Source organism: Amycolatopsis thermophila (assembly GCF_030814215.1).
GTDB lineage: Bacteria > Actinomycetota > Actinomycetes > Mycobacteriales > Pseudonocardiaceae > Amycolatopsis_E > Amycolatopsis_E thermophila.
This window is the reverse complement of the sequence record NZ_JAUSUT010000001.1, coordinates 3,219,282-3,241,073: the sequence shown is the minus strand read 5'-3', so window position 1 is coordinate 3,241,073 and position 21,792 is coordinate 3,219,282. Positions and strand designations below refer to the sequence as shown.

Annotated in this window: 20 protein-coding genes; 8 read left to right on the top strand and 12 right to left on the bottom strand. The window is 71.5% G+C overall.

Annotation, left to right across the window (positions count from 1 at the left end; translation table 11 throughout):
- Positions 1–34 precede the first annotated feature (34 nt).
- Genes FB470_RS16100 through mca form a run of 3 tightly spaced genes read right to left on the bottom strand, consistent with a single transcriptional unit; the run spans position 35 to position 3,325 of the window.
- Positions 35–2,065 (bottom strand): thioredoxin domain-containing protein, encoded by a 2,031-nt coding sequence (locus FB470_RS16100; RefSeq protein ID WP_306992416.1) that lies wholly within the window; start codon positions 2,063–2,065, stop codon positions 35–37.
- Positions 2,066–2,102: 37 nt separating this feature from the next.
- Positions 2,103–2,417: a hypothetical protein gene (locus tag FB470_RS16095; RefSeq protein WP_306992415.1), complete on the bottom strand. Its 315-nt coding sequence runs from the start codon at positions 2,415–2,417 to the stop codon at positions 2,103–2,105.
- Positions 2,414–3,325, bottom strand: a complete 912-nt coding sequence (gene mca, locus FB470_RS16090) for a mycothiol conjugate amidase Mca (protein ID WP_306992413.1) — start codon at positions 3,323–3,325, stop codon at positions 2,414–2,416. Before mca ends, FB470_RS16095 begins: the two co-directional genes overlap by 4 nt.
- 101 nt (positions 3,326–3,426) lie before the next feature.
- Here mca and FB470_RS16085 point away from each other — a divergent pair, with 101 nt between their 5' ends.
- From FB470_RS16085 to FB470_RS16075, 3 genes are all read left to right on the top strand, one after another.
- Entirely contained in the window at positions 3,427–3,852 is a 426-nt protein-coding gene (locus FB470_RS16085) for a DUF4307 domain-containing protein (protein WP_306992411.1), read from the top strand.
- Positions 3,853–4,041: 189 nt separating this feature from the next.
- Entirely contained in the window at positions 4,042–4,542 is a 501-nt protein-coding gene (gene greA, locus FB470_RS16080) for a transcription elongation factor GreA (RefSeq protein WP_306999301.1), read from the top strand.
- A gap of 100 nt (positions 4,543–4,642) precedes the next feature.
- Entirely contained in the window at positions 4,643–5,434 is a 792-nt protein-coding gene (locus FB470_RS16075; protein ID WP_306992409.1) for an MBL fold metallo-hydrolase, read from the top strand.
- On the opposite strand, the gene FB470_RS16070 is transcribed toward FB470_RS16075, so the two are convergent.
- The gene (locus FB470_RS16070; protein WP_306992407.1) at positions 5,413–5,886 is read right to left on the bottom strand and encodes an Lrp/AsnC family transcriptional regulator; all 474 of its coding nucleotides are present in this window, start codon (positions 5,884–5,886) and stop codon (positions 5,413–5,415) included. The genes FB470_RS16075 and FB470_RS16070 overlap by 22 nt on opposite strands.
- A gap of 119 nt (positions 5,887–6,005) precedes the next feature.
- Here FB470_RS16070 and hppD point away from each other — a divergent pair, with 119 nt between their 5' ends.
- Positions 6,006–7,169 carry a 4-hydroxyphenylpyruvate dioxygenase gene (hppD, locus tag FB470_RS16065; protein WP_306992406.1) on the top strand — a complete coding sequence of 388 codons (1,164 nt, stop codon included), beginning with the start codon at positions 6,006–6,008 and terminating at the stop codon, positions 7,167–7,169.
- A gap of 81 nt (positions 7,170–7,250) precedes the next feature.
- Here hppD and ilvA read toward each other — a convergent pair whose 3' ends face one another.
- Positions 7,251–8,456: a threonine ammonia-lyase gene (gene ilvA, locus FB470_RS16060; RefSeq protein WP_306992404.1), complete on the bottom strand. Its 1,206-nt coding sequence runs from the start codon at positions 8,454–8,456 to the stop codon at positions 7,251–7,253.
- A 77-nt stretch (positions 8,457–8,533) separates the two neighbouring features.
- Between ilvA and FB470_RS16055 the strand changes: the two genes are divergently transcribed.
- Complete coding sequence (locus tag FB470_RS16055; protein WP_306992402.1) at positions 8,534–8,815, top strand: hypothetical protein; 282 nt, start codon at positions 8,534–8,536, stop codon at positions 8,813–8,815.
- 362 nt (positions 8,816–9,177) lie between these two features.
- Here FB470_RS16055 and FB470_RS16050 read toward each other — a convergent pair whose 3' ends face one another.
- The 5 genes from FB470_RS16050 to FB470_RS16030 all read right to left on the bottom strand — a co-directional run bounded on the left by FB470_RS16050 (position 9,178) and on the right by FB470_RS16030 (position 14,271).
- A complete protein-coding gene (locus FB470_RS16050) occupies positions 9,178–10,335 on the bottom strand; it encodes a cystathionine gamma-synthase (RefSeq protein WP_306992400.1) in 1,158 nt (385 codons plus the stop codon).
- Positions 10,336–10,344: 9 nt separating this feature from the next.
- The gene (locus FB470_RS16045) at positions 10,345–10,809 is read right to left on the bottom strand and encodes a hypothetical protein (RefSeq protein WP_306992399.1); all 465 of its coding nucleotides are present in this window, start codon (positions 10,807–10,809) and stop codon (positions 10,345–10,347) included.
- 2 nt (positions 10,810–10,811) lie between these two features.
- The gene (locus FB470_RS16040; protein WP_306992397.1) at positions 10,812–11,276 is read right to left on the bottom strand and encodes a hypothetical protein; all 465 of its coding nucleotides are present in this window, start codon (positions 11,274–11,276) and stop codon (positions 10,812–10,814) included.
- A gap of 123 nt (positions 11,277–11,399) precedes the next feature.
- Entirely contained in the window at positions 11,400–12,773 is a 1,374-nt protein-coding gene (locus FB470_RS16035; RefSeq protein WP_306992396.1) for a hypothetical protein, read from the bottom strand.
- A gap of 127 nt (positions 12,774–12,900) precedes the next feature.
- Positions 12,901–14,271 carry a cystathionine beta-synthase gene (locus tag FB470_RS16030; protein WP_306992394.1) on the bottom strand — a complete coding sequence of 457 codons (1,371 nt, stop codon included), beginning with the start codon at positions 14,269–14,271 and terminating at the stop codon, positions 12,901–12,903.
- Positions 14,272–14,435: 164 nt separating this feature from the next.
- Here FB470_RS16030 and FB470_RS16025 point away from each other — a divergent pair, with 164 nt between their 5' ends.
- Positions 14,436–15,656: an acetyl-CoA C-acetyltransferase gene (locus tag FB470_RS16025; protein WP_306992391.1), complete on the top strand. Its 1,221-nt coding sequence runs from the start codon at positions 14,436–14,438 to the stop codon at positions 15,654–15,656.
- A 58-nt stretch (positions 15,657–15,714) separates the two neighbouring features.
- Here the strand turns inward: FB470_RS16025 and FB470_RS16020 are convergent, their stop codons facing one another.
- A complete protein-coding gene (locus FB470_RS16020) occupies positions 15,715–16,209 on the bottom strand; it encodes an LppU/SCO3897 family protein (RefSeq protein ID WP_306992389.1) in 495 nt (164 codons plus the stop codon).
- Positions 16,210–16,636: 427 nt separating this feature from the next.
- On the bottom strand, positions 16,637–17,473 hold the full coding sequence (locus tag FB470_RS16015) for a Bax inhibitor-1/YccA family protein (protein WP_306992387.1): 837 nt from the start codon (positions 17,471–17,473) through the stop codon (positions 16,637–16,639).
- A 197-nt stretch (positions 17,474–17,670) separates the two neighbouring features.
- Between FB470_RS16015 and FB470_RS16010 the strand changes: the two genes are divergently transcribed.
- Together FB470_RS16010 and FB470_RS16005 are read left to right on the top strand one after the other, a co-directional pair.
- A complete protein-coding gene (locus FB470_RS16010; protein ID WP_306992385.1) occupies positions 17,671–19,665 on the top strand; it encodes an SDR family oxidoreductase in 1,995 nt (664 codons plus the stop codon).
- A 59-nt stretch (positions 19,666–19,724) separates the two neighbouring features.
- Positions 19,725–21,167, top strand: a complete 1,443-nt coding sequence (locus tag FB470_RS16005; protein ID WP_306992383.1) for a coiled-coil domain-containing protein — start codon at positions 19,725–19,727, stop codon at positions 21,165–21,167.
- Positions 21,168–21,792 lie beyond the last annotated feature (625 nt).

Genomic DNA, 21,792 nt, shown 5'->3' with positions numbered 1-21,792 from the left:
TTACTCTGCAACACGCTACGCCGGAAACCCGCCGTCAGATCCCCTGTTCACTGCTGGCGGACAAGGCGGCGACCAGCTCATCGGGGCTGGTCACAGGCCGATCGCAGACGTACCCGCGGCACACGTAGGCGGCCGCCTTGCCCGCCACGAGCGGCCGGTCCGCGAGCAGCGGGACACCGTCCGCACCGGGTTCGCCGGCCAGCACGACCGCACCACCATGCGCCCGGCGAGCGGCCACCGCGCGCAGCAGGTCCCGTTCCGTCGAATCCGGTCCGGCGATCGCCACCTGGACCGGCCCGGCGAGCAGCGCCTCGGCCGCGGTGAGCCAGTGCCCGGCGAAGCGGGGTGCCTTCGCGGCCAGCTGCCCGGCCCGGCGCACCGCCTGCTCGGCCGCCTCCCGGTAGCCCGCCGACCGGTCGCTGCCGACCAGCACGGAGGCCGTGACCAATGCGTTCGCCAGGGCGGACGCGCCGGAGGGGCTGGCGTTGTCCGTCGGGTCGGACGGCCGGTGCACCAGGATCTCGGCGTCGTCGGCCGTGTCGTGGTAGGCACCCGGGCTGTCGTCGACCGCGAACCGGTCGAGCGCGATGTCCAGCAGGTTGGTCGCCTCGGCGAGCCAGCGCGGATCACCCGTCGCCTGGTGCAGCGCGAGCAGCCCCTCGGCGAGGCAGCCGTAGTCCTCCAGCACACCCGCCGCGTTGCCGGCGACACCGTCGCGCGAACTGCGGCGCAAGCGGTTGTCCCGCAAGTGGATACCGAGCACGGTGGACGCGGCGTGCTGCGCCGCGGACACCCAGTGCGGCTCGTCGAGAGCGACGCCCGCCTCGCACAGCGCCGTGATCGCCAGCCCGTTCCAGGCGGCGATCACCTTGTCGTCGCGGCCCGGCTGGGGTCGCTGGTCCCGCGCGACCAGCAGGGCCGCGCGGATCCGCTCGAACCGCTCCCGGTCATCCGGGTCGCGCAACAGCTGCAGCACCGACGCACCGTGCTCGAACGTCCCCTTTTCGGTGACGGAGAACAGATCCGCGGCCCACGCGCCGTCGTCCTCACCCAGGACCTCGCGCAGCTGCTGGGGCGTCCAGACGTAGGTCAGGCCCTCCTCGCCGAGGGTGTCGGCGTCCAGCGAAGCGGCGAACCCGCCCTCACCGGTGCGCAGGCGCCCGAGCAGGAAGTTCCCGGTCATCCGGGCCACCTCCGCGGCGTGCGCGGAGCCGGTGCGGCGCGCCAGGTGCGCGTACACCCGCAGCAGCAGGGCGTTGTCGTACAACATCTTTTCGAAGTGCGGCACGACCCAGGACGCGTCGACCGAGTAGCGCGCGAACCCGCCGGCGAGCTGGTCGTGGATACCGCCGCGGGCCATCGCGGCCGCGCACGATTCCACCAAGGACAGCGCATCGGCGGAACCGGTGCGTTCGTGGTGACGCAGCAGGAACTCCAGCACCATCGACGGCGGGAACTTCGGCGCACCACCGAATCCGCCGCGCGCGCGGTCGGCTTCCCCGGCGAGCTTGCGCACCGCGGCGTCGATCGCGGCTTCGTCCACCGGTGCGGGCGGCAGCGGCCCGAGCTGCCCGGCGAGGTGCTCGACGATCTTCCCCGCGCCCTCGACCAGTTCGTCGCGGCGCTCCTGCCAGGCCTGCGCCACGGCGACGAGGAGGTGCTGGAACGACGGCACCCCGGGGCGCGGCTGCGGCGGGTAGTAGGTGCCGCAGTGGAACGGTTCGCCGTCGGGGGTGAGGAAGCAGGTCATCGGCCAGCCGCCCTGGCCGGTCATCGCCTGGGTGGCGGTCATGTAGACGGCGTCGATGTCGGGACGTTCCTCGCGGTCGACCTTGATGTTGACGAAGTGCTCGTTCATCAGGCGCGCGGTCTCGGCGTCCTCGAAGGACTCGTGGGCCATGACGTGGCACCAGTGGCACGCGGCGTAACCGATCGAGAGCAGGATCGGCACGTCCCGGCGCTTGGCCTCGGCGAGCGCCTCGGCGCTCCAGGGCCACCAGTCGACGGGGTTCTCGGCGTGCTGCAGCAGGTAGGGGCTCGTCGCGGCGGCGAGTCGGTTGGCCATGGCACCAGGGTGTCACGGCCTGCCCGGCGACGCCGCGCTAGCTGCTCTCGCTCTTCTCCGGCTCCCTCGCCGGCGCCTCGGCGGGCTCCGCCCCGGGCTCGTCCTTCTGGGCGGCTTCGGCCTCGGCGGCGGCCTGCTCCTCGGGGTCGAAGGTGGGCGGGACCCGCTTGAGGTGCTTGGTCATCGAGCGCACCAGCAGGGCGACGGCGATGAGGAACAGCAGCAGGATCAGGAACCCCAGGGGCGAGGACTTGCCGAAGTCCTCACCCTGGCCACCGTTGTCGCCGTTGCCCGGCTGCTGGGCCAGGACGAGGGCGGTCGTGGTGACCGGCGCCGGCAACGCGAAACTCATGTGTACACCTTCTCACGGACGCCCGCGAACAGGTCGTCCTCGGGCAGCGTGCTGTCCACCAGCGACCGCACCAGCTCGTACTCCTCGGTCGGCCACACCTTCTGCTGGATCTCCAGCGGCACGAAGAACCAGCGGCTGTTGGGGTCGATCTGGGTGGCGTGCGCCTTGAGCGCCTCGTCGCGGACCGGGAAGTACTCGCCGCACTCGATCTGCGTGGTGACCCGCTCCATGACGTCGGCGCGGTCCGGGTCCCACTTGCCGAGCCACTCCGCGTACGGCGACTCCATGCCGGCCTCGACGAGCGCGTCGTGGAAGGCCTGCATGCGGGCGCGCGAGAAGCCGTGCATGTAGTACAGCTTGAGCGGCTGCCACGGCTCGCCGGCCTCGGGGAACTTGCCGGGCTCGGCGGCGGCGTCGAAGGCCGCGACGGAGACCTCGTGGGTGCGGATGTGGTCCGGGTGCGGGTAGCCGCCGTTCTCGTCGTAGGTGAGGACGACGTGCGGGCGGAACTCGCGGATGACCTTGACCAGCTCGCGCACCGGCTCCTCGAGCGGCGTGAGCGCGAAGCAGCCCTCGGGCAGCGGGGGCAACGGGTCGCCCTCCGGCAGGCCGGAGTCGACGAAGCCCAGCCAGCGGTGCTGCACGCCGAGGATCTTGGCGGCCCTGGCCATCTCCTCGCGGCGGATGGCGGACATGTTGGCGAGCACCTCGGGCCGGTCCATGGCCGGGTTGAGGATGCTGCCGGCCTCGCCACCCGTGCACGTCACGACCATGACCTCGGCACCCTCGGCGACGTAGCGGGCCATCGTGGCCGCGCCCTTGCTCGACTCGTCGTCGGGATGGGCGTGCACCGCCATGAGACGAAGGCGCGATCCCGATCCGGACATCAGCTCGTCAGAACCCACCATGCGTCCAACGACCCCTTCTGATCCCGTATTCCGCCGCGGAGAGATACTGCGGTGGTCCCCATTGTCCCCGGGGGTACGACAAGATCGATCGGAGGCCCGGCTTGAGCACCGCCAGCGCCCCGCCGTCGCTGCCGGAAGGCCGCTACGGCAAGCCACCGCGGGCGAGCCGCCGGTGGCGCGTGTGGGCCTTCGGGATCCTGGCGGTGGTCGTGGGCGGTGTGGTCGCCTGGATCGGCTACGTCAACCTCGGCGCCGCGCCCATCAGCGCGGAGCGGGTCACGTTCGAGGAGCTGCCGGGGAACGCGATGTCGATCTCGATCAACGTGACGCGCGACGACCCGGGCCGGCCCGGGGTGTGCATCGTGCGCACGCGGGACCTCAGCGGCGCCGAGAGCGGGCGCAAGGAGGTCTACGTCCCGGGCGGCACCAGCCGGGTCGACACGGTCATCCGGAGCATCGACCGTCCGGTCACCGCGGATGTGTACGGCTGCTCGTACGACATCCCCGCCTATTTGTCAAGGAGTTAGCGGCCAACGGGGTGAATGACGCGGCGAATGCCCGGTTTCTGGGATAAGGACCGGCGCTGACCTGCTCTGCCGTGGTACCCTGATCTACCGGCACGGCCCGAACGGGCCGTGTTTTTCCTTTATCCAGCCGCACGCGGTGCAGTGCGGCTGCCGGCATGAACACCCATGTCCGGCAGGTACGACGAGGAGATGGTGGCCGTGAGCGACACCCAGGTGACCTGGCTGACCCAGGAAGCCTACGACAGGCTCAAGCACGAGCTCGACGAGCTGATCGAGAATCGTCCGGTCATCGCTGCGAAGATCAACGACAGCCGTGAGGAAGGCGACCTCAAGGAGAACGGGGGCTACCACGCCGCCCGTGAGGAGCAGGGTCAGCAGGAGGCGCGCATCCGGCACCTCCAGGAGCTGCTGCGGTCGGCCAAGGTCGGCGAAGCCCCTGCCAACGACGGCGTCGCCGGTCCCGGCAAGGTCCTCACCGTCCGCTACGAGGGCGACGACGAGGACGAGAAGTTCCTGCTCGCCACGCGTGAGGAGGGCGCCTCGGAGGGTGACCTCGACGTGTACTCCCCGGAGTCGCCGCTGGGCAAGGCCCTGCTGGGCGCCAAGGAGGGCGAGTCGCGCGAGTACGAGCTGCCCAACGGCAGCACGCAGAAGGTCACGCTGATCAAGGCCGTCCCCTACGCCGGCTGAGCCCCCCAGCCACGTGCGGCTGTCTCCGGGCGGGAGTCCTTGCCCGGGGACAGCCGCATTTTTTTCTGCCCGGGGGCGGTCCGGCGGTAGCTTGGCCCGCATGAACCCCATCTGCGTGACCTGCGGCATGCAGTACGCGGCCCCGCGTCCGGACTGCCCCATCTGCGAGGACGAACGCCAGTACGTCCCCCCGTCCGGCCAGCGGTGGACCGACCTCGCCACGATCCAGCAGCAGTTCGAACCCCTCGTCAAACCCGAGGGCGAGAACATCACCGGCATCGGCACCACGTCGAAACTCGGCATCGGCCAGCGGGCGCTCCTCGTCGAGACGGCCGGCGGGAACTTCCTGTGGGACCTGACCGCCTACCTCGACGACGCCCTGGTCGACGACATCAACGCGCGCGGCGGCATCACCGGCATCGCGATCAGCCACCCGCACTACTACACCACCTGCGTCGAATGGGCCCGCGCCTTCGACGTGCCGGTCCACCTGCACGAGGGCGACCGGCAGTGGATCGGCCGACCGGACGACCGGATCGAGCTGTGGAGCGGGCCGACCAAGCAGGTCGGCGACGAGCTGACGCTGGTCAACCTCGGCGTGCACTTCACCGGCGGCACGGTCCTGCACTGGTCCGGCGGTGAGCAGGGACGCGGGGCGCTGCTGTCCGGCGACATCGTCCAGGTCATCCCGGACCGCGAGTTCGTCGCCTTCATGTACAGCTACCCGAACCTGATCCCGGAGCGGCCGGCGGTGGTCCGCCGCGCGGCGGAGATCCTCGCCGGGTACCGCTTCGAGGCGATCTACGGCGCCTGGTGGGACGCCGTGGTCCGCAAGGACGGGTACGACGTCGTGCAGCGCTCGGCGAAGCGCTACCTGGAGTTCGTCTCGTAGGCGAGCCGCTCCAGCAACGGGCGCACCCGCGGCGGCACGGGCGTCGACAGCGCCAGCGACGTCGACGTCCGCCGCACGTCGGGCACGCTGACCACGGCATCGATGACCCGCTGCAGGTCGTCGTGGTCGCGCGCCACCATGCGGACGAACAGGTCGCCCTGCCCGGTGGTGGCGTGCACCTCGCACACCTGCTCGATGGCCTCGAGCGCCTCCGCCACCGCGGCGCGACGGCCCTGCGCGATCTCCAGCCAGGCGAACGCGGTGAGCCCGTAGCCCATCGCGGCGAGGTTCAGCTCGGGCGGGAAGCCGCCGAGGATCCCCTGCTCGGTCAGCCGGTCCAGGCGTGCCTGGACCGTCCCGCGCGCGACGCCCAGCCGGCGCGCGCACTCCAGCACGTTCAGCCGCGGCGCGTCGGTGAGCAGCAACAACAACCGGGCGTCGAGCGCGTCCACGGCACCTCCTGGTCAGATTGCCCACTCTGGTAGATCATCCTCGTCGCCCGCTGGTCAGATTGTCCAGCGAAACCGGTCACTGTTGCCCAGCCTGCGATGAACTCCGCATTCTTCCTGACATGACCAACACCCTCGACGACGTGGACTACGACCAGTTGCGCCGCCTCGTCGGCCTGGTCGAGCACGACGAGACCGCCGACCCGTTCCCCGTGAAGTCGCTCGACGCCGTCGTGTTCATCGCCGGCAACGCCACCCAGAGCGCGTGGTACTACCAGCACGCGTTCGGCATGCGGCTCGTCGCCTACTCCGGCCCGGAGACCGGGCAGCCGGATCACAAGGCGTTCGTGCTGGAGTCCGGCTCCGCGCGGTTCGTCGTCACCGGCGGGGTGCGGCCGGACTCACCGCTGCTGGACCACCACCGCCGTCACGGCGACGGGGTCGTCGACCTCGCGCTCGAAGTGTCCGATGTGGACAAATGTGTGGCGCACGCGCGGGCGCAGGGCGCGACGGTTCTGGAGGAGCCGCACGACGTGTCCGACGAGCACGGCACCGTGCGGCTGGCCGCGATCGCCACCTACGGCGAGACCCGGCACAGCCTCGTCGACCGCTCGCGCTACTCCGGTCCCTACCTGCCCGGCTACCAACCGCGGGAGACGCCGGAGCGCCGTCGCCTGTTCCAGGCCGTCGACCACTGCGTCGGCAACGTCGAGCTCGGCCGGATGGACCACTGGGTCGACTGGTACCACCGCGTCATGGGCTTCACGAACATGGCGGAGTTCGTCGGCGACGACATCGCCACCGACTACTCGGCCCTGATGAGCAAGGTCGTCGCCAACGGCAACCACCGCGTGAAGTTCCCGCTCAACGAGCCCGCGGTGGGGAAGAAGAAGTCGCAGATCGACGAGTACCTGGAGTTCTACGGCAGTGCCGGGTGCCAGCACATCGCGCTGGCCACGGGCGACATCGTCGGCACGGTCACGGCGATGCGCGAGGCGGGCGTGGAGTTCCTGGACACCCCGGACTCCTACTACGACGACCCCGAACTGCGGGCGCGGATCGGAGAGGTGCGGGTGCCCATCGAGACGTTGAAGGAGCACCGGATCCTGGTCGACCGCGACGAGGACGGCTACCTGCTGCAGATCTTCACCAAGCCGGTCGGCGACCGGCCCACGGTGTTCTACGAGCTCATCGAGCGGCACGGGTCGCTCGGCTTCGGCAAGGGCAACTTCAAGGCGCTGTTCGAAGCCATCGAGCGCGAGCAGGAGCGCCGCGGCAACCTCTAGCGCGTCTGAGAAAAGTCTTGGCTGGTCGTGGCGCTGCACGCCGCGGACGCGGCCGAGCCCGGACCCGGCCTCCACCGGGTCCTAGCCGACGACGGTGAACCCGGCGCGCTGGAGTTCGGCGCGGACTTCTTCGCAGTGCGAGGGGCCGCGCGTTTCCAGGTTGAGGGCGATCTCGACCTCGCCGAGGGCCAGCGCGCCGGAGATCCGCGAATGCTCCACGTCGAGGACGTTGGCGCCCAGGTCGCGAACCCGCGACAGCACCGACACCAGCGACCCCGGCCGGTCCGGCACGCGCAGCCGCAACGCCAGGTAACGACCGCCGGCGGTCATGCCGTGCTGGATGATCTGCAGCAGCAGCAACGGGTCGACGTTGCCGCCGGAGACGACCGCCACCACCGGCGCCGCGAACTCGCCGGGGTACTGCAGCAGTGCCGCCACCGCCGCCGCGCCCGCCGGTTCGACCACGAGCTTGCGCCGTTCCAAGCACAGCAGCACCGCGCGGGACAGCGACTCCTCCGACACCGTGAGGACGTCGTCGACCTTCGACGCCACGTGCGCGTAGCTCACCGGACCCGGCTGCCCGACCGCGATGCCGTCGGCCATCGTCTGCATCTGCGTGAGACGCACCGGCCCGCCGGCCGCGAGCGAGGGCGGGAACGCGGCCGCGTCCTCGGCCTGCACGGCGACGACGCGCACGTCGGGCCGGGTCGCCTTGACCGCGCACGCGACGCCCGCGACGAGACCGCCACCGCCGGTGGGCACCAGGATCGTGGCCGCCTCCGGCACCTGCTCCAGGATCTCGAGCCCGACCGTGCCCTGGCCGGCGATGATGTCCGCGTGGTCGAAGGGGTGGATGAACACGGCCCCGGTGCGTTCGGCGAACGCGATCGCCTCCGCGAGGGCCTCCTCCAGCACGTCCCCGTGCAGGTGCACGTCCGCGCCGTAGCCACGGGTGGCGGCCAGCTTGGGGAGCGGGGCGCGGGTCGGCATGAACACCGTCGACGAAATGCCCAGCAGCGAGGCCGCGAGAGCCACCCCTTGCGCGTGGTTGCCCGCACTGGCGGCGACGACCCCGCGGGCTCGCTCGTCGGCGGTCAACCCGTGGAGGCGGGTGTAGGCGCCGCGGATCTTGAAGGAGCCGGTGCGTTGCAGGTTCTCGCACTTGAGGTGGACCGCGCCGCTGTGGAGCCGTTCCAGGTCACGCGCGTGTTCCATGGGCGTGACGCGGATGATGCCCTCGAGGAGCTTCCGCGCTTCCCGGATGCGGTCGACGTCCACCAGATCCATGTCCCGGATCATGCCACCCCCGTCCCGCGGGTTTCGGTACCCTGGGAGCCGGTCAGTTCGGCGAATCGGGAGTAGCCATGCCAACGCGGAGCGAAACGGGCGGCAGAGTCCGGCGTGCCACGCGTGCGGCCGGACTGCTGCCCCTGGTCGCGGGCGTGACGTCCGCGCTGGCCCTGACCGGGGCCGCGGTGTACACCGTCGACAGGGCCACCTGCGGCGATCCGGGGCAGTACATCCGGCACGACAACTACGTCGAGCTGGTCGGTGGGTGCGTGGACGGGTCGGAGCTGCAGGGCATCCGGACGGGCAGCACGACGGGGAACGCGAAGAACGCGGAGCTGAACAACTACCGCCCCTGACGAATGACGGTTGCCGGGCGGGCAGCGCACGCCACTGCCCGGCCCACCCGGCGGCTCAACCCCCTCGGCACCGACCTGGCACGCAACGGGACCCAGCACCTCACCCACACCCGCTACACAGCCACCCAGCTCCTACCAGAGCACGCGCTTCGCGCCGTTGGCATCCCGCCCGTCCGCGTGCCGGAACGAGATCATGCCCCGAAGCGGCGCATCTGCCCGGCCGCGACGTCGTGGCCGGCGTGGCGTCGAACGGTCCGGGCACCGTCCCGGCCGAGTTGCGCAGGACGAACAACTGCTCCCGCACCTCGCCCGTCCCCGCTACACGGGCACCCAGCTCCTACCAGAGCACGCGCTTCGCGCTGTCAGCCCAGCGCTGCGCGCAGGTCGTCGCTCAGGTCGCGGACGTCCTCGATGCCCACGGAGATCCGCAGGAGGTCGTCGGGGACCTGGAGCATCGAGCCGGCCACGCTGGCGTGCGTCATCTGGCCCGGGTGCTCGATCAGGCTCTCGATGCCACCGAGCGACTCGGCCAGGATGAACAGCCCGGTGCCGGCCGCGGTGGCCAGTGCGGCGTCCCGCCCGTCCGCGTGCCGGAACGAGATCATGCCCCCGAAGCGGCGCATCTGCTTGGCCGCGACGTCGTGGCCGGCGTGGCTCGGCAGGCCCGGGTAGTACACCTCGGCGACCTTCGGGTGCTCCACCAGCATCTGCGCGATCTGCTCGGCGTTGTCGCAGTGCCGGTCCATCCGCACGCCCAGCGTCTTCAACCCGCGCAGGGTCAGCCACGCGTCGAACGGTCCGGGCACCGCGCCGGCCGAGTTGCGCAGGAAGAACAACTGCTCCCGCAGCTCCTCCTCGTTCGTCAGCACCGCGCCGCCGACGACGTCCGAGTGTCCGCCCAGGTACTTCGTCGTCGAGTGCACGACCACGTCCGCCCCGTGTGCGAGCGGCGTCTGCAGGTACGGCGTCGCGAAGGTGTTGTCCACGACCAGGCGGGCGCCGGCGCTGTGGGCGATTTCCGCCAGCACCGCCAGATCCGCGATGCCGAGCAGCGGGTTGGACGGCGTCTCGCACCAGATCAGCTTCGTCTCGGGGCGGATCGCGGCCCGCACCTCGTCCGCGTTCGACAGGTCGGCGACGCCGTATTCGACGCCCCACAACTTCAGCACCTTGTCGATCAGCCGGAACGTGCCGCCGTAGGCGTCGTTGCCCAGCACCAGGTGGTCGCCGGGACGCAGGACGGTCCGCAGCACGGCGTCGGTGGCGGCCATGCCGGACGCGAACGCGAGCCCGTGCCGGGCGCCCTCCAGCGAGGCGAGCGCCTGCTCCAGCGCGGTGCGCGTCGGGTTCGCGGTGCGCGAGTACTCGTAGTCACCCTCGCGGGTGCCGCCCACGCCGTCCTGCGCGTAGGTCGAGGTCTGGTAGATCGGCACGATGACCGCACCCGTCCGCGGGTCAGGCTCCTGACCTGCGTGGATGGCGCGCGTCTCGAAGCCTGCGGAGGAGAGGTCGTGGGTCATGGGCCCAGCCTACGACCAGCCCCGGCTCACCCACCGCGCGGTCGGCGGCAGGCACGCCAGCACCAGCGTCCCGATCGCGGGCACGCACAACACCGCGACGTAGACGACCGGCACCTGGGCATCGATCAGCCCGAGGAAGTACACCCCGAACGCGCCGAGCACCAGCACCAGCACGTACACCACGAGCGCGGCGGCCGCACCGATGATCGTCGCGACGCGGCCGAACTCCTTCGCCAGCACCAGCCCGACACCGCCGGTGATGAGGGTCGCGGCCAGCACCAGGTGCGTCGCGAACGTGAGCAGCCCGCGCCCCAGGTCGTAGTCGCCGGCCAGCAGCACCGCCCCGCCCGCCACCCCGATCAGGTGGAACACGCCGCCGAGCAGGGCGAGCACGGCGGCGGTGATGCCGGCGCCGCCACCGCGGGACGGGGCGGTCGCGTCGGCGAAGTCTTCGGCGGGGGGCGGAAAGGTCACATCTACCAACTACCAGCCGGGCGGTGCCGCAGGTACCGGAAGGTCCACGGAAGCACCGCGAGGACGAAAACGAGCGGGCCACCGACCGCGGCGCCGACCCGCACGAACGCGTCGTCGGGCCCGAACCGGAACATGTCCGAGAAGAAGGCCCCGACGTAGCCGGGGTAGAGCAGGACCGGCTCCAGGACCACCGCGGCGACCGCGAGCAGCGCGCCGACCAGCAGCGACACCGCGCCGGCGACCGCGCGGAAGAACGTGATCAGCGCGCCGACCAGCAGGAACAACGCCGCCGCGGAGTAGACGCCGAGCACGCAGCTCACCTTCACGGCCATGCCGTCGAGTCCGTGGTCGACGAAGAACTTCAACGGCAGGTAGCCCAGCACAACGGCCAGGAGCAGCCCGAGCGCCCCCGCGAGGATCGCCGTGAGGCCACTGGGGCGCGGCTCCCGGCCGACCGGACTCGTCACAGCGCCCCCAGGGAATCGGACCGTTACGGCGCTCACCCTAGCCGCGTTCCCAGCGCGCGGTCATCAACTGGGAAAAAGACGATGCCCCCGGCCTGGGCCGGGGGCATCGACGAGATCAGCTGGTCACCACTGCTGCGGCGGCTGGCCGGGCTGACCGTAGCCGGGCTGCTGCGGCTGCTGGCCGTATTGGCCGGGGTGCGGCTGACCGTACTGGCCGGGCTGACCGTAACCGGGCTGCTGGCCGTACTGGCCGGGCTGCGGCTGGCCGTAACCTGGCTGCTGCGGCGGCTGGCCGTACTGACCCGGCTGCGGGAAGCCACCGCTCTGCGGGTTCGGCCCGCCCGGCTGGCCGTACGGGCCGGGCTGCTGCGGCTGCCCGAACTGACCGGGCTGACCCGGCTGCGGGAAACCACCGCTCTGCGGGCCGTAGCCACCGGGGCCGCCGAAGCCGCCCGGGCCGCCCTGGCCCTGCCCCTGGCCGCCCTGGCCACCGCCACCGAGGCCGACGAACTGCTTGGTTGCCGGGACGATGCCCGCGGCGCCGATCAGGAGCAGGACGACACCGAAGATGATGTACATGACGCCCTTGCCGGGCACGTCGCTCAGGTCGCCGGGGAAGGCGGTGATGAGCAGGATCGCGAACAGCAGCAGCAGGAAGCCGCCGACCGCCGTCAGGATCGGCGCGATCTTCTTCAGCGACGCGCTCAGGCGCCCGGCGAGCGCGATGAGGACACCGCCCGCCAGCGCGGCGAGGGAACCGACCAGGATCATGATCAGGTAGAACCAGATCAGGCCCGGGCTGGGCGCGCCGGCGGCCGCGGCCTGCTCGGAGAACTGGTTGTAGAGGTCGGAGTAGTCGCCCGCGTCGCCGAAGTCGACCAGGACGAGGATCGCGGCGATCAGGCCGAGGAGCGCGGCCACACCGCCGGCGATCCAGCCGAAGAGCTGGTTTCCGCCACCGGCGCCACCGCTCGGCGCGGCGCCGAAACCGGGAGCACCGAAGCCCTGCGGCTGACCGAAACCGCCCGGCTGGGAGGGCGGGCCGTAGCCCTGCGGCGGCTGGCCGTAGGCACCCGGCTGGCCGGGCTGCTGCCCGAAGCCCGGCTGCTGCGGCTGGCCGAAGCCCTGCTGCCCGAAGCTCTGCTGGGGGTTCACCGCACCCGGGTTGTCCGCGGCGCTCGGCGGCGGCGAGTACGGGATGGCCGGCGGCTGCGAGCCCGGGGGCACCAGCTGCGTGGACTCCGCGCCGGGCGTCTCACCGGGGTTGACCTTCTGGGTGGCGTTGGGGTCGCCGCCGGGCTGGACCACCTGAGTCGGCTCCGCGGTCTCGCCGAACGAACCGCCCTCGGACGGCTGCTGCGACTGGCCGGGCTGCACGACCTGGGTCGGCTCCGAGGAGCCGAACGGGTTGTCTGGCTGCTGCTGGGGACCGCTCGGCGGGCCCTGAGGCGGCTGGCCGCCACCCCACGGCTGGTTCGGCGGCTGCGGAGCGCTCATCTGGGAATTGAACCCCCTCGAGAGGACTGACAGTGCGTATACACGATGATTCGGCTGGCCACACGCTATCGGATACCGGTCATGGACGCTCGTAACGCCCCGACGGTTCCACGCGATGAACCCCTTCTCACCGTCCGGCGAGGAATCCCAACAGGTCGTGCCGCGTGAGCACGCCCGCGGGCTTGCCGTCGACCAGGACGAGCGCGCCGTCGGCACCCGACAGCGCCTCCATCGCCGCGCCGACCCCCTCGCTGGCGCCGATGGTGGGCAGCGGGGGCGACATGTGCTTGTCCAGCCGGTCCGCGAGCTGCGCCTTCCCGGTGAACAGCGCCTCCAGCAGCTCGCGCTCGTTGACGGCGCCGACCACCTCGGCGGCCATCACCGGCGGCTCCGCGCTGACCACCGGCATCTGGCTCACGTCGAACTCGGACAGGATCGCGACGGCCTCGGCGACCGTCTCGTTCGGGTGCGTGTGCACCAGGTCGGGCAGCGACCCCGTCTTGGCGCGCAGGACGTCGCCGACCGTGGCGCCGGAGGAGTCCGGCGGCAGGAAGCCGTAGCCGGCCATCCACTGGTCGTTGAACACCTTGCCCAGGTAGCCGCGGCCGCCGTCGGGCAGCAGCACCACGACCACGTCGTCCGGGCCGAGCCGCTCGGCGAGCTTGAGCGCGCCGGCGACGGCCATGCCGCACGAACCGCCGACCAGCAGGCCCTCCTCGAGCGCGAGGCGGCGCGTGACGGCGAAGGACTCGGCGTCGGAGATCGCGATGATCTCGTCGGCGATGTCGCGGTCGTAGGTGTCCGGCCAGAAGTCCTCGCCGACGCCCTCCACCAGGTAGGGGCGGCCGGTGCCGCCGGAGTAGACCGAGCCCTCCGGGTCCGCGCCGATGACCTTGACCCGGCCCTGCGACGCTTCCTTGAGGTAGCGGCCGGTGCCGGAGATCGTGCCGCCGGTGCCGACGCCGGCGACGAAGTGCGTGATCCGGCCGTCGGTCTGCCGCCAGATCTCCGGACCCGTCGAGTGATAGTGGCTGGCCGGGTTCTCCTTGTTGGCGTACTGGTTGGGCTTCCAGGCGCCCTCGATCTCGGCGACCAGCCGGTCGGAGACGGAGTAGTAGGAGTCCGGGTGCTCGGGCGGGACGGCGGTCGGGCACACCACGACGCGAGCGCCGTAGGCCTTGAGCACGTTGCGCTTGTCCTCGCTCACCTTGTCCGGGCACACGAAGACGCACTTGTAACCCTTGCGCTGGGCGACCATCGCCAGGCCGACACCGGTGTTGCCGGACGTCGGCTCGACGATCGTGCCGCCGGGCCGCAGCTCGCCGGAGGCCTCGGCCGCTTCCACCATCCGCAGCGCGATGCGGTCCTTCACGCTGCCGCCGGGGTTGAAGTACTCCACCTTCGCCAGCACGAGCGGCGCCAGGCCCTCGGTGAGGGAGTTCAGCTTGACCAGCGGGGTCTCGCCCACGAGGTCGACGATGTGCTCGACGTAGTCCACACGGGTCAGGCTAGCGCGCGGAGCGCGTCCGTCGAGGGTGGTGGTGGGCGACGGAAGGGGCCACCCTGGACGTGGTAGTCGTCGCTCAGGGGTTTGACCGCGCCCGTTCAGGGTGCAGGATGTGGGTAAGCACGCGCTTAGTCCGACCCGAAGGAGTGTCCCCCATGCCCGAAGCCGTCATCGTCTCCGCGGCGCGTTCGCCGATCGGCCGCGCCGGGAAGGGCTCGCTGGTCAGCATGCGGCCGGACGACCTGGCCGTCCAGATGGTCCGCGCCGCCCTGGACAAGGTGCCGCAGCTGGACCCGAAGGACATCGACGACCTGATGCTGGGCTGCGGCCTGCCGGGCGGCGAGTCCGGGTTCAACATGGGCCGCGCCGTCGCGGTCCAGCTCGGCTACGACCACCTGCCCGGCTGCACCATCACCCGCTACTGCTCCTCCAGCCTGCAGACCACCCGGATGGCGCTGCACGCGATCAAGGCGGGCGAGGGCGACGTCTTCATCTCCGCCGGCGTGGAGACCGTGTCCCGGTTCGCGAAGGGCAGCTCGGACTCCTGGCCCGACACGCACAACCCGCTGTTCGCCGACGCCGAGGCCCGCACCGCGAAGGTCGCCGCCGAGGGCAGCGACACGTGGGTGGACCCGCGTGAGAACGGCGAGCTGCCCGACGTCTACATCGCGATGGGCCAGACGGCGGAGAACCTCGCCCGCCTGAAGAACGTCTCCCGCGAGGAGATGGACGAGTTCGGCGTGCGGTCGCAGAACCTGGCGGAGAAGGCGATCGCGGACGGGTTCTGGGCCAAGGACATCACGCCGGTGACCCTGCCCGACGGCACGGTGGTGTCGAAGGACGACGGCCCGCGCGCCGGGGTCACGCTCGAGGGCGTGTCCGGCCTGAAGCCGGTGTTCCGCCCCGACGGCCGGGTCACCGCCGGCAACTGCTGCCCGCTCAACGACGGCGCCGCCGCGCTGGTGATCATGTCCGACACCAAGGCGAAGCAGCTCGGCATCACGCCGCTGGCGCGGGTCGTGTCGACCGGCGTGTCCGGCCTGTCGCCGGAGATCATGGGCTACGGCCCGGTCGAGGCCTCGCAGCGCGCGCTGGCCCGCGCCGGGATGTCCATCGGCGACATCGACCTGGTCGAGATCAACGAGGCGTTCGCCGCGCAGGTCATCCCGTCCTACCGGGACCTGGGCATCGACATCGACCGGCTGAACGTCAACGGCGGCGCGATCGCCGTGGGCCACCCGTTCGGCATGACCGGCGCCCGCATCACCTCGACGCTGATCAACTCGCTCCAGCACCACGACAAGCAGTGGGGCCTGGAGACGATGTGCGTCGGCGGCGGTCAGGGCATGGCGATGGTCATCGAGCGGCTGAGCTGACACCGGGACGAAAACGGGCCCGGCGGGTTTCCCGCCGGGCCCTTCTTCGTGCGCCGGATCAGGCGCTGGCGCCGCCCTTCGCGACCGCGCACATGGTGGTGGCGGGCTCGGAGTACTTCACCGCGCCGTCGTATTTGAGGCCCTGGCACGCCGCCTCGTCGGCCTGGCCGGTGACGATCTTGAGGAACTCGATCTCGGCCGTCGGGTCCGTGCAGGGAACCCGCTTGTAACCGGCGGTGTCCGAGGTGACGTTGGCGAAGCAGTCACCCTCGTGGGCGTTGATCATCAGGCAGAGCTTGTAGTCGCCGCGGCCGGAGACGCTGTAGGAGTCGTAGTCGCCGGTGGGGCACTCGGACGAGGAGTCGTCCAGCTTCACGGCGATCTTGACGTTCGCGTTCTGGTCGTTGCAGTCGATCTTCGTCGGCTCGTCGCCGTTGTACTTGAACTCGGTGACCTGCAGGCAGTCGCCGACGGCCGCGCTGTCCGGGGAGTTCAGGAAGCCGATCACGCCGGCGACGACGAGCCCGACCACGACGATCGGGGCGACGATCATCAGCCACACCGGGAAGCGTCTCTTCCGCGCCGGCACGCCGGGCGGCGGGCCGAACGGCTGCCCCGGTGGCGGGCCGAACGCGCCGGGCTGGCCGGGCGGCGGGACGGCGGGCGGGGCGCCGGCGGGCTGGCCGGGCGGCGGACCGAACTGGCCGGCCTGCCCCTGCGGGCCGGGCTGGCCGAAAGCGCCGGGAGCGCCCTGGTTACCGGCGGGCGGCCGATTGCCGAACGGTGCCGGCTGCCCTCCAGGCGCAGCCGGCGGTGGGGGGACGCTCACGCGGACCTCACAAGTGTAAACGGGACGACAGATGCCCGTATCCAACACTGCGTAGTCAACGTGACGATCACTGGCCCACCGATCAGGTGACCACATGACAGAAGGACACCCGGTTGATCACCGAGTGTCCTTCTGCTTGACGTGGACCGCGCTAGTCGTTCTGCAGGTACGACAGCAGGCGCAGGATCTCGAGGTAGAGCCAGACGAGGGTGGTCATCAGGCCGAACGCCGCGAACCACGCCCACTTGGCCGGCATGCCCTGTCGGATCATCTGGTCGGCCATGTCGAAGTCGAGCAGGAAGTTGAACGCCGCGATGCCGATGACGACCAGGCTGAAGATGATCGCGAGCGTGCTACCGTCCCGCAGGCCCGTGTTCACCCCGAACAGGCTCAGGGCCAGGTTGAACAGCATCAGGATCGCGGCGCCGGCGGTGGCGCCGATGATCCACTTGGTGAGCTTCGGCGTGACCTTCACGGCACCGGTCTTGTAGACCACCAGCATCGCGACGAACACGCCCGCGGTGCCGACGATCGCCTGCAGCGCGATGCCCGGGTAGATGAACTCGAACAGCCCGGTGATCGCGCCGAGGAAGACGCCTTCGGCCGCCGAGTAGATCAGCGTCATCGGGCCGCTCGGCTTCTGCCGGAAGATCATGATCAGCGACAGCACGAGCCCGACCAGCATGCCGCCGACCATCAGCCCGACGATCGGGCCGAGGGCGTTGGCCTCGGCCTGGGTCTGGGCCCATATGGCGGCCAGCACGCCGGTGACCAGGGCGGTGCCGAGGCTGAGGCCGGTCTTGATGACGACGTCGTCGACCGTCATGGGGCGTTCGGCCGACGGCGCCTGGGGCGCGCCGTAGCCCGACGGCATGCCGTAGCCGGGCATGCCCTGCGGCTGGTTGAAACCTACGTTCGGCCCGTACGAGCCGTATCCCGCGCTGCCGGTGGGCAGGTTGCGGAACGCTGGGTTGCTTGTGGAACGCACCTGATCCTCCTGGATCTACTGGCACCTGCATCAGGTTCAACGTCGGCAGCGCCCTGCCGGTTCCCGTCAAGTAAAGGCGACTTTACTCGCGCCCGGTGATCGTTCCGGTAGGCCGGTGCACTATGACTGTGGTCACGGCACGCCGGACTGACGCACAATGCAGCCGGAACGGGTGCGGATCAGCGGGAGGGCATCGCATGACCGGGTATCTCGTGACGGGGGCGACCGGCTTGATCGGCCGCCAGTTCACCCCGCTGCTGCTCGCCCGCGACGACGTCGACCGCGTGTTCCTGCTGGTCCGGGAGAAGTCGCGGGACCGGCTGGCCGACCTCGTCAACGCGTGGCCGCACCCGGAGAAGGTCACGCTCGTCGACGGCGACATCGGCCAGGAGGGCCTCGGCGTCGGCGAGGAGGTGCGCGCCGCGCTCCGCGGCACCGTGACCGGTCTGGTCCACCTGGCCGCGCTCTACGACCTCACCGCGGACGACGCCACCAGCGTCAAGGCCAACGTCGAGGGCACCCGCCACGTGCTCGAACTGGCCGCGGACATCGAAGCCGGCTGCCTGCACCACGTGTCGTCGGTGGCCGTGGCCGGTGACCACGAGGGCGTGTTCACCGAGGACATGTTCGACACCGGCCAGCGGCTGCCGACCCCCTACCACCGCACCAAGTTCGAGGCCGAACGGCTCGTGCGGCAGCAGTCCGAGGTGCCGTGGCGGGTGTACCGGCCCGCGGTGGTCGTGGGTCACTCGCAGACCGGCGAAATGGACAAGATCGACGGCCCGTACTACCTGTTCCCCGCGATCAGCAGGCTCGCCGCCCTGCCGAACGTGCCCCTGGCCGGGCCGGACCTGGGCGACACGAACATCGTGCCGGTCGACTACGTGGCACGGGCCCTGCTGGAGCTGGTCGTGAAACCGGGACTGGACGGGCGCGCGTTCCACCTGGTCAGCCCGGAACCGCAGTCGGTGCTGTGCGTCTACAACGCCTTCGCCCGCGCCGCCGGGGCGCCGACGGTCGACATCGAGCTGGACCGGCGCCTGTCCCGCGGCCTGCTGAAGCTGGTGCGGCTGAGCGAGCACGTACCCGGGGTGTCGATCACGCGGGACGCGTTCCTGGAACGCCTGGGCATCCCCGCGGTCCTGCTGGACACGCTGGCGTTCCCGTCGGTCTTCTCCTCCGCGGCGACCCGCAAGGAGCTCGCGTCCAGCGGTGTCGACGTGCCGCGCATCGAGGACTACGCCCCCGCCCTGTGGCGGTACTGGCGCGAGCACCTCGACCCGTTCCGCGCCCGCAAGCACGGGCCGCGAGGCGAGCTGGACGGCCGTCGCGTGATCATCACCGGCGCGTCGTCGGGCATCGGGCGCGCGACCGCCCTGAAGGTCGCCGCCGAGGCCGGTGTCCCGCTGCTGGTCGCGCGCCGGGAGGCGGAGCTGGCGGAGGTCCGCGACGAGATCGTCGCCGCCGGCGGCTACGCGTCGATCTACCCGGCCGACCTCACCGACGAGGAGGCGGTGCGCAAGATCGTCGACCAGATGCTGAGCGAGCACGGCCGCATCGACATGCTGGTCAACAACGCGGGCCGGTCGATCCGCCGCTCGATCAAGCTGTCCTACGACCGCTTCCACGACTACGAGCGCGCGATGGCGATCAACTACTTCGGGGCGGTGCGGCTGATCCTCGCGGTGCTGCCGCACATGGCCGAGCGGAAGTTCGGGCACATCGTCAACGTGTCGTCGATCGGGGTGCAGGGCATCGCGCCGCGGTTCTCGGCCTACGTGGCGTCCAAGGCCGCGCTGGACTACTTCAGCAAGATCGCGGCGACCGAGACGCACGGCGACGGCATCACGTTCACGACCATCCACATGCCGCTGGTCCGCACCCCGATGATCCGGCCGACGAAGATCTACGACGCGTTCCCGACGAAGTCGCCGGACCAGGCGGCCGACATGGTGGTGCGCGCGCTGAAGAACCGGCCCAAGCACATCGGCACGCCCGAGGGGTACCTGATCCAGGCGGCGTACACGCTGGTGCCGGGGCTGGTCGACGCCGTCGCCTACGAGGGTTACCGCGTCTTCCCCGACTCGGCGGCCGCGGGCGGCAGCGGCGAACTGCGCCTCGGCAAGGGTGAACGGCACCTGTCGCGGGCCGCGAACGCGCTGATCAAGCTGACCAGGGGCTTCCACTGGTGAGTGACACACCGGGCGTGGCCTGAGCGTGTTAACGCGCTGTGCGCGGGTACGGTTTTCGCATGGTTCCCGAACGCGACAGCCTGCTGCCGTTGAGGCGTGAGTACAACCAGGTGTGGCACGGTTTCGACCGCGGCCAGGTGCTGCAGTACCTGGATCACGTCGAGGCGAACCTGCGCCGGGTGATGGCTGATCGCGACAACGCGATGACCAAGGCGAGCAACCTGTCCAGGGAGCTGGAGGGTGCGCGCGGGGAGATCGCCCGCCTGCGGAACCGGGTGGAGGAGCTCAAGCGGCCGCCGGAGCGGGTCGAGGACCTGGACGAGCGCATGCAGCGCACGGTCGAGCTGGCCGAGATGCGCGCCGAGGAGATCACCTCGCGGGCGCAGGTCGCGGCCGAGGAGCACTGGAGCAGGACGACCGAGCTGTCCGGGAAGCTGCGCGAGCGGTACCAGAGCCTGCTCGCCGAGCTGGACACGCACGGGCAGGCGCTGCAGGCCGAGCACAAGCGCGCGCTGGAGGCGACGAAGGCCGAGGTCGAGCGGCTGACCGCGGAGGCGACGCGGCGCCGGACGCAGCTGGACATCGAGGCGGAACGCAAGCGCCGCACGGTGCAGCACGACTTCGAGCAGTCGATGGCCGCGCAGCGGGCCGCGCTGGAGAAGCACGTCGCCGACCAGCAGCGGGCGAGCAAGCAGCAGGCCGAGCGCCGCATCGCGGAGGCGACCGCCGAGGCGAAGCGGCTCGTCGACGAGGCCACCGAGCGGGCCCGCCGCCTCGTCGCAGAGGCGACGGCAAAGGCGGAGAAGCGCGAGCGCGAGGCGCGGGACCTGGTCGATCGCCTGACGCGGGTCAGCACGGAGGTCGCCAGCCGGCTCCGCAAGACCGACGAGGTGCTGGCCCGCAGCCAGTCCGCGCTGGAGCCGCTGAAGGACGAGTCCGTCGTCGACATGAGCCGCGCCGGTGAGGCGCCGTCGGGCGCGGGTCCGGCGGGCGCGGGTCCGGCGGGCGCGGGTCCGGCGGGCGCGGCGGGCGCGGGTCCGGCTGGCGCGGCTGCGGCGGGTGCGGCCCCGGCGGGTGCGGCTCCGGGCGGCGACGTGGTGCCCGACGGACAGAAGACGGTGCCCGCGGTGAAGCCCGCTCCCCGGCCGGGTGCCGGCGGTGCGGCCCAGGCCGGCGGCTCCGGCACCGGACCCGCGGCCAGGACGAGCGCGGCTGCGGCCGGGACGGCGCCCGCCACGGGCGGCGGCGCGACGTCGGCCGGTGGAGCCGGACAGAGCCCGGCTGCCGCTGGTGACGCCACGGCGAAGCCGGGCCCGGCTGGTGGGCCCGCCACCTCGGGTGGGGCGACGCCCGCCCCGGCCCGCGGCCCGAAGCCCAGCCGGAGCGGTGACACGAAACCCGCCACGCCGCCCGTCACCGGGAAACCGCCGGCGGCGCTCGCCGGCCCCGCCGCCCGGCAGGACGGCCAGCAGCCACCGAAGCGGCCCTCCCCGAAGAAGTAACCGGCGCCCACCCGCCCGCGCTCACCGGCCGATGTGACGCCGGCGTTCACCGGCCGATGCGACGGCGGGCGCCACGTTCGCCGGCCGCTGTGCCGCCGCCCGCACTCATCGGCCAATGCGACGCCGCCCGCACTCACCGGCCAATGCGACGCCGCGCGTTCGCCAACCGCTGTGACGCCGCCCGGTTTCACCGGCCGATGCGACCCCGCCCGCGCTCGCCGGCCGATGTCACGGCCGGCGGCACCAACGCCACATCGGCGAGCCTCAGCTACGGCAGGCATGGCCAGGGGTTCAGCGCCTCCAGCCGCCCGGCCACCGCCGGCAGCCGCGTCCCGCCGCCCGGGCAGGACGGCCAGCAGCCACCGAAGCGGCCCTCCCCCAAGAAGTAACCGGCGCCCACCGCCCGCGCTCACCGGCCGATGCGACGCCGCCCGCGCTCACCGGCCGATGTCACGGCAGGCGCCACCAACGCCACATCGGCGAGCTTCAGCTACGGCAGGCGTGGCCAGGGGTTCAGCGCCTCCAGCTGCGCGGCCACCGCCAGCAGCCGCGCCCCGCCGCTCGGCGGGACGGCCAGCAGCCACCGAAGCGGCCCTCCCCTCCCCGAAGAAGTAACCGGCGCCCA

Excerpts from the sequence above, each read along its gene's own strand:
- FB470_RS16100 (WP_306992416.1), bottom strand. The coding sequence starts at position 2,065 with ATGGCCAACCGACTCGCCGCCGCGACGAGCCCCTACCTGCTGCAGCAC.
- FB470_RS16095 (WP_306992415.1), bottom strand. The coding sequence starts at position 2,417 with ATGAGTTTCGCGTTGCCGGCGCCGGTCACCACGACCGCCCTCGTCCTG.
- mca (WP_306992413.1), bottom strand. The coding sequence starts at position 3,325 with ATGGTGGGTTCTGACGAGCTGATGTCCGGATCGGGATCGCGCCTTCGT.
- greA (WP_306999301.1), top strand. The coding sequence starts at position 4,042 with ATGGTGGCCGTGAGCGACACCCAGGTGACCTGGCTGACCCAGGAAGCC.
- FB470_RS16075 (WP_306992409.1), top strand. The coding sequence starts at position 4,643 with ATGAACCCCATCTGCGTGACCTGCGGCATGCAGTACGCGGCCCCGCGT.
- hppD (WP_306992406.1), top strand. The coding sequence starts at position 6,006 with ATGACCAACACCCTCGACGACGTGGACTACGACCAGTTGCGCCGCCTC.
- ilvA (WP_306992404.1), bottom strand. The coding sequence starts at position 8,456 with ATGGATCTGGTGGACGTCGACCGCATCCGGGAAGCGCGGAAGCTCCTC.
- FB470_RS16055 (WP_306992402.1), top strand. The coding sequence starts at position 8,534 with ATGCCAACGCGGAGCGAAACGGGCGGCAGAGTCCGGCGTGCCACGCGT.
- FB470_RS16050 (WP_306992400.1), bottom strand. The coding sequence starts at position 10,335 with ATGACCCACGACCTCTCCTCCGCAGGCTTCGAGACGCGCGCCATCCAC.
- FB470_RS16035 (WP_306992396.1), bottom strand. The coding sequence starts at position 12,773 with ATGAGCGCTCCGCAGCCGCCGAACCAGCCGTGGGGTGGCGGCCAGCCG.
- FB470_RS16025 (WP_306992391.1), top strand. The coding sequence starts at position 14,436 with ATGCCCGAAGCCGTCATCGTCTCCGCGGCGCGTTCGCCGATCGGCCGC.
- FB470_RS16020 (WP_306992389.1), bottom strand. The coding sequence starts at position 16,209 with ATGATCGTCGCCCCGATCGTCGTGGTCGGGCTCGTCGTCGCCGGCGTG.
- FB470_RS16010 (WP_306992385.1), top strand. The coding sequence starts at position 17,671 with ATGACCGGGTATCTCGTGACGGGGGCGACCGGCTTGATCGGCCGCCAG.
- FB470_RS16005 (WP_306992383.1), top strand. The coding sequence starts at position 19,725 with ATGGTTCCCGAACGCGACAGCCTGCTGCCGTTGAGGCGTGAGTACAAC.